This window comes from Runella sp. MFBS21 (assembly GCF_029433105.1).
Classification (GTDB): Bacteria; Bacteroidota; Bacteroidia; order Cytophagales; family Spirosomataceae; genus Runella.
The window spans coordinates 676,976-692,473 of sequence record NZ_JARNTW010000001.1 but is presented as its reverse complement, the minus strand read 5'-3'; the positions used below and the strand labels follow the sequence as shown (position 1 = coordinate 692,473).

Below are 15,498 nucleotides of genomic sequence, written 5' to 3'. Positions count from 1 at the left end.
TTTGCTCTAATTTGAAGTCCCTATCGTGCCAGCAGATTTTATTTATATATAAATTTATTACAAACGCCTTGGTGCGTTTTTAAAAACAATGATTGGTAAATCTCGTAAGTACTGTGCCCCTCGCCGTTTAAGCTATCCGCTTTGGCTAATGGATTCATTGGTGGATATTTATGCTCAACTTTTCTATAAACGACGCTCTAGGCCCAAAGTTGACTCTCCTCGTTTTTTGATACTTATGTCGGGGCACTTGGGAGATGCGCTCACGATGTCGTATCTTTTTCCGTTTATTCAAAAAGCATACCATAAATGTACTATCGACGTAGTTGTGGGTGATTGGTGCGATCCTATTTTAGTGAACAACCCCTGCATCCGAAGGATTATTCATCTCAACCATGCCAATACCAATCGACGCAACATCAGTAAAACCGCTAAGTGGCGCGACCATATCCGTACAACTCGTAGCGCGATTAAGGCGTTAAAAAATGAGACTTATAGTGCTTTTATAGATTTAAGATTTTCTGATTCTCCGTTTTTGTTTTTGTTGCCTTTTCTCCAAGTTCAAAAAGCCGTAGGTTTTGGTACGCGCGGTTTAGGAGGACTGCTAGATGAAGAGTTTTTTTTACCTGATCGAGAGTTTCATCATTTAGAGTTACTGTTAGATGTTTTGGGGGCAGTAGGCATCAACGCTACTTTGGCAGATATAAATCCTTACTTCAACTTTCCCGAAAAAGCCTCTCAAACTTTGGTCCAAAAACTCCCATTTTTGAACCAAGCACAACCGTATATACTACTATGCCCCGAAAGTGGCGCGGCTAGTCGATTTCTTCCTAATGATTTTTGGATCGAACTTGCGGGCAAGATTCTTCGTCAACAACAGGGGCTGCTGATTGGGTGTGGGCAGCAAAATCAAACCAAAGAATTACTCCAGCAAATAAAAATGGCTTATCCGACATATCAGGAGCGGGTATATGACGCAGTGGCTCAACTAAATCTCAACGAATTAGCCTCCCTATCGCAAAAAGCGGCGATTGCTTTCACACTAGAATCCTTACCAGCACATCTGTGTTCTATTTACTGCCCTACTGTTTCGTTTTTTTATAATGGAACAGGTTTGCAGTTTTTTCCTCTTTCCAATTTTCCGATATTGATTTTTCACAACCATGTGTTTAGTAAAAATCTCAGCATCGAGCGACCCGGTTTTGTGAGTCAGTACGTAGAAGCTTTTGACACAGATGTTCTGACACGAGCCATGGATTGGGTTCAAACATTGAATTTATCTCATCATTGAGCCGATTTTATAACTTACAGGGCGCTAAATGTGGTTGTGAGGGTTGATAAAAATCATTTTATTTGAACTATAAAAAGATTTAATTTGATTTTTCTAAACCTTTTCATGCAATGAATCAACCAAATTCTACCGAAGAGAAAGAGACACATTTTGCCAAAAGACGCCAAAGGGGGCTGATTGTGGGAGGCGTGGGAGTAGCTACCCTAGGGCTTGGGTTTTTGATTCAGTACATCTTATACATGCACGATACCTCTTTCAATGGTATCATGTATGGCCTTACAAGTCTCGGTATTGTGCTAGTGCTTTATGCGGCGGTTGAGATTTTGGGATGGTAAAGAGATAAAAAAGGTTGGCTAAACGCCAACCTCCTTTGCCTCCACCTCCTCAATTCTAAACAAATGAAAGGGCAAGAAATAGGGATCTAATTCGACATAATTCATTTCACCTTTCCATACATATTTAGAGTCTGTCAACAAATCATGTACGATGTATTCTTCCCAACCTGCTTTATCTATTTTTTGGATAGGAATCTTAATCATGTGACCCCGGCGATTGTATCCATCTAAATTCACCACGCACAGGATTTGATTGTCGCCCTGAATCTTGAGGTAAGCCATAAGCTGCTCATCATAAACCTCACAAAAGGTAATGTTGTTGGTATGCTGCAACGCCGCATTCTCCTTTCGGGCGCGATTCACTTGCGTAATTACGTAAATAAGTTTATTGGTTTGCTCCCAATCCCAGTGTTTGATTTCATATTTCTCGGAGTTCCAATACTCTTCTTTTCCCGGAAATGCTTCGTGCACCATGTATTCAAATGTTGGCCCAAAGATACCGTAATTAGAAGACAGCGTAGCTGCTAAAAAGTAGCGAATCAAGAAGTTAGGTTCATGTCCTGTTTGGAGAAGTGGAGGATTGATGTCGTGGGTATTAGGCCAAAAATTAGGTCTAAAATAGTAGCGCATTTCTTCCTGCGTCAGCTCCGTCATGTATTCTGTTAGCTCCGCTTTGGTATTGCGCCAAGTAAAATAAGTATAAGATTGGCTATATCCTCCTTTGGCAAGCTGCTGCATGACTTTGGGCCGCGTAAAAGCCTCAGCCAAAAACAACATATCTGGATATGTTTGTTTGGTTTCGGCAATGACCCACTCCCAAAACGCAAAGGCTTTGGTGTGAGGATTGTCTACCCGAATGATGCGAACACCCCACTCCGCCCACAAGAAAATAATGCGTTTAAGTTCTTCCCACAAGCTCTGCCAAGCTTCGGTTTCAAAATTAATAGGATAGATGTCTTGGTATTTTTTGGGAGGATTTTCGGCATACTGAATAGTGCCATCAGGCCGAATTTTGAACCACTCAGGATGCTCTTTAGCCCAAGGGTGGTCGGGCGAGCACTGTATGGCCAAATCCATCGCAATTTCCATCCCATGAGCCTTACACGCTTCAATCAATGTCTTAAAATCCTCTAAGGTGCCCAATTCCGGATGAATCGCATCATGCCCTCCCAATTCAGAACCAATCCCGTAAGGCACCCCCGGCTCGCCGGGTTGGCATAGCACGTTGTTGTTTTTTCCTTTTCGAAACTGATTTCCAATGGGGTGAATAGGGGTCAAATAAAGTACATCAAAACCCATACGTTGAATACGGGGTAGTAAATCTATTACATCTCGAAAAGTACCATGCTGACCGGGTTCTTTAGCTGCTGAGCGAGGAAACATAGAATACCAAGTAGAAAAACCGGCTTTAGGGCGGTCTACCCAAAGCTTGAGCTCATGATAGCGGCTTACGTTTTCGCGAATGGGATACAAATCAATCCATTTCACCAATCGCTCGCTGATAGCATTGATAACGGCATCATCGTAGCGGCTTTCATCCCGAAATATCTTTACTACTTCTAATATTGCCTTTTTATCTTCTTGGGGTGCGTGAGCGGCGGCCCGCTCAAGCAAATTAGCCCCTACTAGCAATTCACTACTTACATGCTGGGCATCTCTAATTTTGAGCGTAATCTCATGCTCCCAAGACGCCAAATGGTCTACCCAAGCTTCGATGGTATAATGATAAAATCCTTCTTTTTGGGCAATAAACTCCGCCTGCCAGCGGTCATTATTGATGAGGCGCATCGGTACCTCACTCCATTTATTTTCGGATTGATGTTTGTAAAGAAGTCGAGCAGCTGTTTTATCATGACCATCGCAAAAGATGTCGGCTTTGACCGGAATGGTTTCTTGAGGTACAGACTTGATAAAAAAACGCCCTCCGTCTAATTCGGGAGTTACACGTTCGATAATCACTCGATTTCTTCCTTTTATAGCGGCAAGCTTCATCATAGGTATAATTTAATTTTAGACCCTAAACCTAAAAAAATACCCCAACGTGAACAAACGTAGGGGCATGCAATTTATGTATTATTTATCAACTTTCTCAAAGAGACTCAATCCTTTAAAGCCACAAATATTTAGCCTTAAAGAGTACTTAATTTTTCAAAAACCGATGCGGCGTCGCTCTTGAGAAGTTTGGTCTTTGTCTTGAATCAAGTCCACGATGATTCTGGTGGCAAGTTTTTCGCGCAGATACTGATTTTCGAGACGTAGCTTTTCGTTCTCTATCTTCAGTTTTTCTAATTCGAGATGTTGGATTTCTAGCTCTAGTGTAGGTGCCTCACCCAGCAGCGTAAGAAGGGTAATACCATAGATTTCTGCAATCTGCATCAATCTCGACAAAGTAATATCGGTCTTGCCACGCTCTATATCGCCATAAGATGTGGTTGAGATTCCTAACGAATCAGCCATGTTTTCTTGCGAAAAGCCGCGCTCAAGGCGTAGAAGTCTTATTTTGTCAGCCAGGGGTTTCATATTGACCTCAAAACATCAAAAGCCCCGCGATAGTTCGCGGGGCTTTTGTTTTGTTGTACTCTTTGCGTGCGATTATTGAGCAGCTGAAGTATCAGCGGCAGTAGTATCAACAGCAGTAGTATCAACTGAAGCTGTAGTATCAACAGTTACAGTAGTAGTATCAGTAGTAGCAGCTTCTTCAGTTTTACCGCCACAAGCAGCCAAAGTTACCATACCAGCTACGAACAAGAATGCGAATGCTTTTTTCATTTTTTGTGATGTTTTAAGGTTTCCTCTACAAAGGTAAAGGCTTTTTTAATATTTACAATGGTTTTCTTAAAAAAATATTAAAAAATACTTAAAAATAGTATAGTTTCTTGAAAAATTCCTATTTCGAGTTTTCATCAATCAGTTATTCCTTTAAATTTACACTTGCCCTGCTTCAAAATCATGACTATAAGAAAGAAGATATTTGCTTTTAAGGCACTTATTTAGCTTATAAGGCAGCATTTTCGACCTAAAACAAACTAAATCGTCAACATTCTCTTTGGGCAACAGAGTGGCTACTTTTAGTCAAAAATTTAATTCTTGGTTCAATAACGAGTCCTCCAATAGCTGGTTTCGGGTAGGGCTGCATTTCTTTTTCTGGCTACTGATATCGCCAGTAGTATGGTTCGAAATCATATGGGGCATCGCCAATATCGGTCAATCATTGTGGGGAGCGGTAGTAATGTGGGTAGGCTATCTCGGCATTATCATTGGTAGTTATTATTGGTTTGTGAGTTTTATATTGCCTACTATTTACAATAACCAATGGCACTTTTTTATCCTTCACCTTATAGGTATTTATTTGTTCAATGCTTGGGGAAGCTATGGAGTAGGGATGTTGACAGCACGTTTTTTTGAGTTACCTCTCAAGTTCAAACGTGTCTTTGATATGTATGGATCCAATTTCTGGTTGGGCGCTTTTAGTGTCAATGTGTTTGTGTACACTTTAAGCTTTACTATTTCCAACTGGACGATTCCACTTTTTTTAAAGACTGTCAAAGATTTTGTGATAGCACGTACGCGTATCCTGAGGCTAGAACGCGACAATATACAACTTGAGTTGGACTTCTTACGGTCGCAGATTCATCCTCATTTTATATTCAATGCCCTCAATAGCATTTATGCTACTGCTATCGAAAAAGATGAAGAAACAGCCATGTCGCTGCTTAAGCTTTCAGAGTTGTTACAATATTCGATTTATGACTCTAGTCAAGAAACCATCGCGCTCACAAGAGAAATGAGTTTTTTGGAAGACTTTATGAGTATAGAAGCCATGCGTCAACGCGAAAATGCCACTTTGGCTTTTAGTTATGATAAAACCAATGCTCATTCTTTCAGGATTCCACCATTGCTACTGGTGACATTGCTCGAAAATGCTTTTAAACATGGGATTCATTGTACAACTAAGCCCGCTTGGGTACAAAGCCAACTCCATATTTCTCCAGATGGACTTTTAATATTTATTGTTAAAAACTCAAAACCTCTTGTGCCGTTTTATGCAAAACAACCCAAAGGCGTCGGCCTCAACAATCTCAAACGAAGACTTCAACTGCTCTATCCCTCAGCCCATTCATTTACCATAAAAGACGAAAAAGATACTTTTTCGGTAGAATTACAACTACAGCTATATGGAAAACACCCTTAATTGTATCATTGTTGACGACGAACCTCCCGCTCAACAAGTATTAGAAAACTTTATTAGTCGGTTGCCTTTTTTAAACTTACTCCAAAAGTGTAACGACGCTTACATGGCTTTGAATGCAATTCATCAACACAGTCCTGATTTGATTTTTTTGGACATTAACATGCCCGAAATGTCGGGTATTGACCTCCTTAAAAGTTTTGCACGCAACAGTCCACAAGTAATCGTAACTACGGCGTATCGGGATTATGCTTTAGAAGGTTTTGAATATGATGTGACTGATTATTTGCTCAAACCAGTTCCTTTCGAACGATTCTTAAAAGCAGTCAATAAAGCCCGCGAACGATTTGATAAAAACAAAACACCCAAATCAACAGAAGCAACGCCTGTATCCCTCCCTCCCATTGAGACAAACGAAGGGTCAAAAGAGAAGGCTTTTATCTGGATTAAAGAAGGACGGAAGTTGCTACATATTCAGGTGGAAGATATTCTTTTTGTAGAAGGAATGAAAGATTATGTAAAGGTATACCTCAACGACAAACCCATCGTAACTTACCTAAGCATGAATAAAATGGAAGAAATGCTGCCTTCGGACTTGTTTTTGCGGGTACACCGCTCCTACCTCGTCAATAAAAGTTGCATCAAAGTAATCCAAGGAAATACGTTAGAGACAACTATTTCGAAAGAGATTCCGATTGGGGTGAGTTATCGTGAAATAGTCCAAGAATTTGTAAACGGCTCTCTCACCAAAAGATAGGGGAAAATTGGTCGAAGCAAATCTGAAGTTAGTCGAGTAGAGGTCAATATTAGTCTAAAAACGCCCCACATTAGTCTAAATAATTAGCAGATATTTCAGAATAACAATTGTTTTGTTGCGCTTATGTTCCATTCCATCATTTAACCATTTTATTAAACTATGAAAACTTTAAACACTTCTAAAATCAAATTTGAGAAAAGAACAATTACTAAACTCAACAACCACAAAAAAGCCTCGAAAGGCAGCCAAGAAAATCTATCAGCTACTGGTACTACTATCATTGTAACGCACTGGTAAAACAAAAATCGATAACCGAAGCAGGTATGAAGAGATGGCAATTATTTCCATTTTACGTAGCCCGATTGCCATCTCTTCCATTGGACGATATTTGGGATGCCGATATTTCCCTTGATTTTTTTAATCATTATTGGGCGATTCCGCTTGTTAAAGAAGCTCTTCTTTTGGCGTCTCCATCCTTTTACAAACATCTTGAAGAGTGTTTTCAAAAACAAAACCTACCACTCAAAACTCAACAATCTTTTTGGAAGTATATCCAGCGTATGGCTAGTCGCTGTACACCCTTTGGGCTTTTTGCAGGCTATACCGTAGGGCAGTGGGGTGAGTACTCTGGCTTAAATTTTGAGAATCGGCAAGCCACAAGGGTGGCACAGCTAGATGGCGAATCTCTGGTGCAACTTACCAAGGCTTTACTAGCAGAGCCCAAGATTTATGAAAACCTTCTTTTTTTTCCTAACAATACCCTCTACGCTATCGACAGCCATTTAAGATATACAGAAAGTAAAATCGAAGAAGGAAATCAAAGTTTTTTTGTGAGTGAAGTGTCACGCTCGGACGAATTGCAGGCGGTGCTTCAAAAAGCAAAAACTGGAGCTACTATCCAAGAGCTTGTAGGGCTACTAATCAATGATGAAATCGCTGCTGAAGATGCTTTAGGTTTTATTGAGTTGCTGATTGAACAGCAACTTCTCGTTTCGGAAATAGAACCCACGGTGACGGGTATGCCGCATTTATGGCGTCTTTATCAAAAAATTTCGACGCTTGAAGGTACTTCCCCTCTAGTTAAAACCTTGAAAGCAATCATTCATGACCTTGAGTTTGCGCCCAACGAATTTGTAAGACGCGAACAAATCATGTCGCATTTGGCTCATATTGAGCCTTCTTTAGCACAAGGAAATCTGCTTCATATCAATTTGCGTTTTGGCAATGACGCACTGCCCTTAAAAGATACGTTTGTCAAACCGCTCATTCACCAGATTCAAGAACTTGAACCACTCAATGCCGCCACCTTGCCTAAGGCATTAGAAGATTTTTGCAAACGATTTAGAGAAAGATACGAAGACCGCGAAATCGCTTTTTTGCAAGCGTTGGACGATGACTTTGGGATTGGCTATGGCCAAAACTCCGCTTTTTCGGGCTGGCTCGAAGATTTAGATTTTTCGTCAAATGCGCCAAGTAATTCTTCTTGGAATATTACCGATGCCCATAAGTTACAGCTTTGGTCTCAGTGTATAGAAAAAAACAAGGCCGAAATAGAGCTACAAGCAAGCGACTTGGCCAAGCTGTCCTCTTCAAGTCCCTCTCCTTTGCCTAGCATTTTTTTTGTTTTTGGGAGTCTTCTTAGTCCATCTATCAAGGCCTTAGAAGCAGGCGATTTTAGTTTTTGTCTCAATGGGGTGGAGGGTCCTTCGGCTGTCAATTTGCTTGGAAGATTTTGTAACGGTGACTCACACCTTACTAAACTTGTCCGTGATTGTATTCAGCAAGAAGAAAACCAACATCCCCATGCTATTTTTGCGGAGGTGGTACATTCGCCCCAAGGCCGTCTCTCCAATGTCATTGCTCGTCCCCAACTCAGGGCTTACGAAATCCCTTATGTAGGCCAAAGTAGCGTAGATGATAACCATACTATTTCTTTAGATGATTTGATGATTTCGGTTACTTCTAATCACCGAATTATAGTCCGTTCCAAACGTCTGCAAAAGGAAATTATTCCTCGCTTATCTACCGCACACAACTACCGCAACGGTTTAGGAGTGTACCGGTTTTTGTGCGACTTACAGGGTCAGTACGGACGGTTGAGAATTTACTGGCAATGGGGTGAGTTAGAGCATCTTTCATTTTTGCCCCGCGTACGCTACAAACAAGTCATTTTGAGTAGAGCCACTTGGCATCTTTCGGTAGAGTATTTCAAAACCCCATTGACTTTTGCGCAAATCAAAGAATGGTTTCGACAGTATCCTTTGTTTCCCGATAAAATCAGCATTTCCGAAGGCGACAATGAACTACTATTGGATCTTTCAAAGCCTTTTTGCCAAGAAATACTAATCACTACCCTACAAGCTCATAAAAAAATCAGGCTTAGTGAGTGGCTACAATCGCCCGATCAATGCTGGGTACAAGGCCCACACCAAAAGAGATACACCAATGAGATGATTATTCCGTGTTGGAACCCAACGGCAGAAGTCGTCCCCCCTCTGCCACCATTTTCTCATTATGTATCCACAAAACAAGTTTTTTTTCCGGGAGAAGAATGGCTCTCTTTGAAACTGTACGCGGGAGAATCTACGATTGAGCACTTTATCATTCACGCTCTTCCTACCTTAATTTTCTCCTTAAAATCTCACGATTGTATCCACGAATGGTTTTTTGTACGCTTTGCCGACCCTCATCCTCATTTACGTTTGCGTTTTAGGCATCACTCTAGCGACTCGGATGTTTTCTCCTTAGTCAATCTTGCTTTGCGTACCTATCTTGATGCGGGTACTATCTACAAAGTGCAAATTGATACTTACCAGCGCGAGATTGAACGTTATCATTTATTTCCCATAAAAATCACTGAGGAGATTTTTACAGCTGATAGTGAGGCCATCTTAGCTTATCTCATCCATGCTTCCGACGACAACCAGAAGGGGTATTTTGCATTAAGCAACGTAAGCTATTGGTTAGATGATTTTGGGTTGGATTTGAATCAAAAAGTAGAAATTCTCGCTTTACTTCAAAGTCGTTTTTTGAGTGAACATGCTCTCCATCTCAAAACACAACTCAACGATAAATACCGCCGAGAGTTTTCTTTGATTGAAGAAGCACTCTTAAACACCAATCTTGCAGAGGCGTCTATCCTTCTTCAACGTTCGGAAAAAGTAAGGGCTTTCATAGAGTCGTATTTGCCTGTATCCAAGCAAGCTTTTGAGGTCATTGCGAGTTATATTCATCTTTCACTTAATCGCCTCTTTACCAATGCGCCTCGTACGCACGAACTTATCGTTTATCACTTTCTTCTGAGGTTTTATAGTTCCGAAAACGCACGTCAACGAAAATCCAAACTTCTAGAGTAGGCTTACATTCGTCGAGTAGAACCCAAAATTCGTCTAAATTTTTTTTTCGCTTTTTTATTAGACTGTATTCTTGCTACCACAATCCGTTTGGCGTGGTATATTATATGTCATTAACCTATTTTCCTTATCTATGAAAAAGACACTGAATTTTTTTGTAGCAACAGCTAGTGACTTAGACTTAGCAATGCAATCCACCAACAACCTTATCGAACTGCTTTCAGAGGAAGAGTCTTTACAAGTAAGAGGAGGTGACAAAGATTTTACCCCAACTTCTCAATTTGACAGAGACAAAGACCCCAAAACGACAGCACCTTTTTTGTTAATCAATTTTTAACCTTAACAATAAATAAGTCATGAAAAAGTGGTTTTCGCTTCCTGCTTCCAAAAAAGCCAATAAAAAACTCTTGGATGAACTCAAAAATCTAGAAGAAGATAACTTAGACATCATTACGGGAGGCGCACAAAAAGATTTTGATGGTCAAAATGTAGGTTGGATTAAAGATGGCCTTAGCAATCAGGCCAAAACCGAATCATTTCCGACCAATGACCAATGAGTCGTCGCCGAAGCGCTCATATCAAAGGCCTCGTACTCAAAGTTACGAGTAGGTGCAATCTCAATTGCACTTACTGCTACGTTTATAACAAAGGAGATACTACTTACAAAGCGCAGCCCAAACGCATGAGCGATGAGACAGTAGAGGCTATTCTGAAGCGAGTGGCACACTACTGTCGGCGGCACCGTCTTAGGCATTTTCGATTTATATTTCACGGAGGAGAGCCTTTGCTACTTCCACCGGCCTTTTATGAAAAATTTGTAGCTCAAGCATCTCGTTTGTTACCTTCTTATACCGAGGCCGTTTTTTCGTTACAAACCAACGGTACCTTACTTACAGCCGATTGGTGTCAGCAGCTAGGGGATTGGGGGTTTCGACTTGGATTCAGCCTAGACGGGCCTCCACATCTACACGACTCTTATCGGGTGGATTTTGCGGGCCAAGGCTCCTATCATGACACTGTACGTGGGCTCAAACTTGCCCAAAATCACCCGGCGCTCCCTTTTCATCCGGGGGTTTTGTGCGTAATCGACCCCACTACTAATCCTTTAGAAGTATTCCGACATTTTTTATCGCTCCAAGTTCGTTTCCTCAATTTTCTCTTTCCCGACTATACCCACACCTCTTATCCCTGGCTTAATGCCCACCCCGCTACGCCCCTTGCCGATTGGCTTTTGGTAGTGTTTGACGATTGGTGGCAACTCCCCTCCCCCCAAAGACCTTACATCCCTTATTTTCAACACATTATCCAGCTCATCCTAGGATTACCTTCCAGTGCCGACGAAGTAGGAAGAGATGCTCATTTGTTTTTGATTATTGATACCGACGGCAGTATCGAAGCCCAAGACTCGCTCAAAGTATGCGCAGATGGCATTACGAAAGAAGGCTACAATGTGACAACACATTCGTTGGAAGAGGCCTTACAAGCACCTTTGATTCAGCTATGTGCTCAGAGCCATCAAGAGCTTCCTTCAGCCTGTCGGCGATGCCCTATCAAGGAGGTCTGCGGGGGAGGATTTATTGTACATCGCTATCATCCAAGTAATGGTTTCGATAATCCCTCGGTTTACTGTCGGGATTTATTAAAACTCATTACCCATATACAAAACAAACTACTTAAACGCTTACCCGTATCTTTTGTCCAGAAGACTCAATTGACGCCACTTTCTTATCAAGAGGCATTGCTTCAGCTTCACCACAACGCCTAATGCCCTAAACTCACCAAGTTTCATTCGTCGAGTATACAAAAAAGCTTCTTGAGAAGGCTCAAATTCGTCGAGTATCTTCTAAACTCCGTCTAATTTTTTTTCTGTTCCGCGCCTAATCTGCCAATTTTCGAATGTCAAAACGACAGGGAGTTGAATCGAAAGGCGCCCCGATAATCCTCCCAAATCATTTATTTCATTTCTCTAAACCACTTTCAATCATGGCAACGAAATCGCTAGGAGACATCCTTAACAAACTTGACGGAACTGAGAATCCAGAAGAAGGATTTGCTGAACTAACCCCTGAAGAAGCTGAAGAACTCGCCGGAGGACATGAATTAAACGTAGCTTGTGGCTCTGGCAACAACAAAGGATGCCCAGTAAGTAATACGAGCTGCGGTCCGGCTGCGGCAGAAGCCAATTAGAGATAAGCCCTATCGGCTGGCAACAAAACTTTACCAGCCGATAGTTCTTTAGAAGTACCCTCAATCATCACTTTCAGCCAATCTAAAAGTTCATGAAAAATCCTTCCAAATTTAGCCTTGACGAACTCGCATCACAAGGTGAAGGCTTTGAAGACATCTCACCAGATGAAGCCGAAGAACTCGCAGGAGGTTTTGACCGAAATACGGGCTGCCCTTCTACTGGCAACGACAAAAACAACAGTTGCCCCGTAAGCAACAACAGTTGTCCTCCGTCTTCGGCTTCTATTGACCTCACTTAATAGGAATTACAACACTGAGGTTCCTTTTTTTAATTTATAAAATCATCTCTAAACTTTCAATTCTCATGGCAAATCCATCTAAACTCAAACTCGACGAACTCGCATCACAAGGAGAAGGCTTTGAAGACATCTCACCCGAAGAAGCCGAAGAACTCGCAGGAGGTCACGAACTCAACGTATCCTGTGGCTCTGGCAACAACAAAGGATGTCCCATCAGCAATACGGGCTGTGGTCCTAAAGCAGCCGAGGTAGCTGAATAAAACCGCAGCAGCAGGCGGGACGCTACCAACTCCCCGCCTGCTTTTCAAGACTTAATTTCTAAAATTAAAATCACTGCCATGAATACTCCATCTAAGCGTAATATAGACCAGCTAGTATCGCAATCCTCTGAGCATGTGGAAGATATCACTCCCCAAGAAGCCGAAGAGCTAGCGGGAGGCGTTGAGACAAATATTAGCTGCTCTGGCAACAACAAAAATGATAGCTGCACGGTAAGCAACAGCAGCTGTGACCCTAATACTGTCGTTTCCCATAAGTGATTATATCTCATTTTACAGATTACCGCTATCTGTCTTTCGTAAAACCCATTAATCATCCCTGAATCAAAATGGACTTCAAGCTATCACAATACCTCGTTGTGACCGAACCTGTCACAGAACGCAAACGAGTACTTTTTGCTACTCGCACGGCTCGTACCTTGGTCATTACCAATTCCCTCTACGACAAGCTAATGCGTGGTGCTTGGGATGAAATTGAGGATCAGGTTTTTGAGAAAATGTTACAAATAGAAGCCATCGTTCCGGCAGATAATGACGAACTCAAAACGATCATTGGTCGCAACAAAGCCGCAGTGGCTGATGGCAATACCCTCTACCACGTTATTCAGCCTACGGCAATGTGCCAATTGGGCTGTGGCTATTGTGGACAAAATCATACCAAAGATTATATATCGTCCGAAAATTATGATCGTATATTAACTCGTATCGAAAGTAAATTTGAAAAGAAAAAATACAAGCATGTAGAAATATCATGGTTTGGGGGCGAGCCCCTCATGGCTTATGCTCAGATTCGCGCCCTTACTCCTCGTATTCAGGCGATTGCAGCAAAGCATGGATGCAGCTATAGCAGTAAAGTCGTCACAAACGGACTAAGTTTAAAAGAACCAGTTTTCTTAGAATTGGCCCAAAAATACGGTGTTACTAGCATGGAAGTAACCCTTGATGGTACCGCCGAATACCACGATGCACGACGCCATACCAAAGAAGGACTTTCTACTTTTAAATTGATATTCCAAAATCTTCTAAAAATATATAACCGACCAGATTTCAAAGAGTTAGGGTGTTCGATTTCGATTCGGTGTAATGTAGACGAACGAAACAACGAGAGCGTAAAACCACTTTTACAACTCCTTGCTGATCATAATTTACAAGACAAAATCTCTTATTTCTACGTAGCTCCCATTCACTCTTGGGGCAACGACGCTCATTTACTATCGCTTGAAAAGAAAGCTTTTGCCCAACAAGAAATGGATTGGATACTCGAAATGTTCAGATTAGGTTTCAATCCTCGTTTACTACCGGGTCTCAATCCAGTGGTATGCTTATCTGTAACTCCCGATGCCGAGGTATTTGACGCTTTTGGAAATGTCTTCGACTGCACCGAAGTACCGTATGTCTCGACTTACGAAAACACCCCCTACGTATTGGGAAATGTGAGCAATGGCCTCGAAACCATCTCCGAGCATCGCCCATTGCTGTCGTTTCATGACGAAGTAGCCGAAGGCGGACATTATCCCTGCACTACTTGCCGAATGCTTCCTGTGTGCGGTGGTGGCTGCCCCAAATCTTGGCGTGAAGGAATGGCTCCTTGCCCTACCAACAAATTCAATATCGAAGAAAAGCTCAAGCTGTACTATGCTCTCCAAAAACGAGGCAAAGAAAAACTGGTAGAACTCCTAAACCAATAAACTCCCAAGCCATGAACCGATTTGTGTATACCACCCTCTTACAAGAGATGCAAGAGTTGCTGAGTGAAGTAGAATCTGGCACCTCCTCCACCAAGCGGGATTTAATCCATGATAATATCTACGCCGATACCCTCACACAATTAGCCAAAAATTATGCAGCTACCCAATGGCGTAGTTTGAGCTACCTCTGGACTAGGTATGAAAAAGGACTGGCGGAAGCTCGCAATGGACAGTTTCAAGTATCGCAACGTATATTTGACGAAGTACAACATTACAGGCACCATACTCCTACCGACTTATCACTTTTTCCTTATTTGGTAGAGGTTTCGGCATTGCCAGCCATTGCTTATTTACGTTACAAACAAAAAAACTATGCCGAGGCAGAAACCATGCTTGTTTCGGCTATCGGCAATGACGCTCTACTTACAGCGCAGGGTTTTTATATTCTCGAATACCACCGTATTCAGCAGTTGCACAATCTGGCAAGGCTATATTTTTCGCAACAACGCTTAGAAGAAGCTGCTGGTGTGATTGGACAAGCGTTGCGTTTTATGGTATATGGACATATACCGACACTGGGCGACCAATGGGCAGAAAACTATCTACGCCAAGCACCCGTCCAACTCCGTTCAGACATGCTGCTCCAATTGAGCAGTGAAACTGTTAGCATTTTCTTAAATTATCTGTCTACTGAACGTGAATTGTTTGAGATAGCGTTCAAAAATCTTACCTTTTGGGAGCCCGCTACTCCCGATGAACGTGCAATGCTAGAATGGTTTGAGCTCAAAGAGGCATTTTATGCACCAGAAGTATCAGAAGATATTTTACAGCGTACTGTCTCTTTCTTCAAAAACCAACCGACTCATTTTGACATCTATAAATTGGCATTGCTTGTCGAGCTCACCAAACACCTGAGTCAAGGGGGGTTTTATGATACACATTGGCAAAGTACCGCCGAGCAATTCGTCAACAAACTCAAAGTTTCTTCTCGCCAACGTGCCTCGTGTGTACTTTTTTTCAAAAATGCACTCGCTCCCTCCGAAGAATTGGCTTCTGTCTAAGTATCCGACAAGCCACTGATAATCTTGTTGATTATCAGTCAAATATTCATAATTAACTACGCA

At 41.9% G+C, this 15,498-nt stretch carries 18 protein-coding genes; 15 read left to right on the top strand and 3 right to left on the bottom strand.

What is annotated here, in order from left to right:
* Positions 1-88: 88 nt before the first annotated feature.
* Positions 89-1,288, top strand: coding sequence for a glycosyltransferase family 9 protein (locus tag P1X15_RS02695; RefSeq protein WP_277336591.1), 1,200 nt, complete (start codon positions 89-91; stop codon positions 1,286-1,288).
* Between the two features lie 110 nt (positions 1,289-1,398).
* The gene (locus tag P1X15_RS02690) at positions 1,399-1,623 is read left to right on the top strand and encodes a hypothetical protein (RefSeq protein ID WP_028667600.1); all 225 of its coding nucleotides are present in this window, start codon (positions 1,399-1,401) and stop codon (positions 1,621-1,623) included.
* A gap of 18 nt (positions 1,624-1,641) precedes the next feature.
* Here the strand turns inward: P1X15_RS02690 and P1X15_RS02685 are convergent, their stop codons facing one another.
* The 3 genes from P1X15_RS02685 to P1X15_RS02675 form a co-directional block, all read right to left on the bottom strand.
* Positions 1,642-3,618, bottom strand: coding sequence for an alpha-1,4-glucan--maltose-1-phosphate maltosyltransferase (locus P1X15_RS02685; RefSeq protein WP_277336590.1), 1,977 nt, complete (start codon positions 3,616-3,618; stop codon positions 1,642-1,644).
* A 153-nt stretch (positions 3,619-3,771) separates the two neighbouring features.
* The gene (locus P1X15_RS02680) at positions 3,772-4,143 is read right to left on the bottom strand and encodes a helix-turn-helix domain-containing protein (protein WP_277336589.1); all 372 of its coding nucleotides are present in this window, start codon (positions 4,141-4,143) and stop codon (positions 3,772-3,774) included.
* Positions 4,144-4,215: 72 nt separating this feature from the next.
* The gene (locus P1X15_RS02675) at positions 4,216-4,392 is read right to left on the bottom strand and encodes a hypothetical protein (protein ID WP_169579805.1); all 177 of its coding nucleotides are present in this window, start codon (positions 4,390-4,392) and stop codon (positions 4,216-4,218) included.
* Positions 4,393-4,669: 277 nt separating this feature from the next.
* Between P1X15_RS02675 and P1X15_RS02670 the strand changes: the two genes are divergently transcribed.
* From P1X15_RS02670 to P1X15_RS02610, 13 genes are all read left to right on the top strand, one after another.
* The gene (locus P1X15_RS02670; RefSeq protein WP_277336588.1) at positions 4,670-5,815 is read left to right on the top strand and encodes a sensor histidine kinase; all 1,146 of its coding nucleotides are present in this window, start codon (positions 4,670-4,672) and stop codon (positions 5,813-5,815) included.
* Positions 5,799-6,569 carry a LytTR family DNA-binding domain-containing protein gene (locus P1X15_RS02665; protein WP_277336587.1) on the top strand — a complete coding sequence of 257 codons (771 nt, stop codon included), beginning with the start codon at positions 5,799-5,801 and terminating at the stop codon, positions 6,567-6,569. Before P1X15_RS02670 ends, P1X15_RS02665 begins: the two co-directional genes overlap by 17 nt.
* Before the next feature lie 159 nt (positions 6,570-6,728).
* Positions 6,729-6,866 (top strand): hypothetical protein, encoded by a 138-nt coding sequence (locus tag P1X15_RS02660; RefSeq protein ID WP_277336586.1) that lies wholly within the window; start codon positions 6,729-6,731, stop codon positions 6,864-6,866.
* Positions 6,867-6,892: 26 nt separating this feature from the next.
* Positions 6,893-9,925, top strand: a complete 3,033-nt coding sequence (locus P1X15_RS02655; protein ID WP_277336585.1) for a lantibiotic dehydratase — start codon at positions 6,893-6,895, stop codon at positions 9,923-9,925.
* Between the two features lie 130 nt (positions 9,926-10,055).
* A complete protein-coding gene (locus P1X15_RS02650) occupies positions 10,056-10,259 on the top strand; it encodes a hypothetical protein (RefSeq protein ID WP_037327995.1) in 204 nt (67 codons plus the stop codon).
* A 19-nt stretch (positions 10,260-10,278) separates the two neighbouring features.
* Complete coding sequence (locus P1X15_RS02645; RefSeq protein ID WP_028667594.1) at positions 10,279-10,479, top strand: hypothetical protein; 201 nt, start codon at positions 10,279-10,281, stop codon at positions 10,477-10,479.
* The gene (locus tag P1X15_RS02640; RefSeq protein ID WP_277336584.1) at positions 10,476-11,687 is read left to right on the top strand and encodes a radical SAM protein; all 1,212 of its coding nucleotides are present in this window, start codon (positions 10,476-10,478) and stop codon (positions 11,685-11,687) included. The genes P1X15_RS02645 and P1X15_RS02640 overlap by 4 nt, the downstream gene beginning before the upstream one ends.
* A 218-nt stretch (positions 11,688-11,905) precedes the next feature.
* Positions 11,906-12,109: a hypothetical protein gene (locus P1X15_RS02635; protein WP_277336583.1), complete on the top strand. Its 204-nt coding sequence runs from the start codon at positions 11,906-11,908 to the stop codon at positions 12,107-12,109.
* Positions 12,110-12,201: 92 nt separating this feature from the next.
* Complete coding sequence (locus tag P1X15_RS02630) at positions 12,202-12,408, top strand: hypothetical protein (RefSeq protein ID WP_028667592.1); 207 nt, start codon at positions 12,202-12,204, stop codon at positions 12,406-12,408.
* 65 nt (positions 12,409-12,473) lie between these two features.
* A complete protein-coding gene (locus tag P1X15_RS02625) occupies positions 12,474-12,668 on the top strand; it encodes a hypothetical protein (RefSeq protein ID WP_028667591.1) in 195 nt (64 codons plus the stop codon).
* A 78-nt stretch (positions 12,669-12,746) separates the two neighbouring features.
* Complete coding sequence (locus P1X15_RS02620) at positions 12,747-12,947, top strand: hypothetical protein (RefSeq protein ID WP_277336582.1); 201 nt, start codon at positions 12,747-12,749, stop codon at positions 12,945-12,947.
* A gap of 68 nt (positions 12,948-13,015) precedes the next feature.
* A complete protein-coding gene (locus P1X15_RS02615) occupies positions 13,016-14,374 on the top strand; it encodes a radical SAM/SPASM domain-containing protein (protein ID WP_277336581.1) in 1,359 nt (452 codons plus the stop codon).
* Between the two features lie 11 nt (positions 14,375-14,385).
* The gene (locus P1X15_RS02610) at positions 14,386-15,435 is read left to right on the top strand and encodes a hypothetical protein (protein ID WP_277336580.1); all 1,050 of its coding nucleotides are present in this window, start codon (positions 14,386-14,388) and stop codon (positions 15,433-15,435) included.
* Positions 15,436-15,498 lie beyond the last annotated feature (63 nt).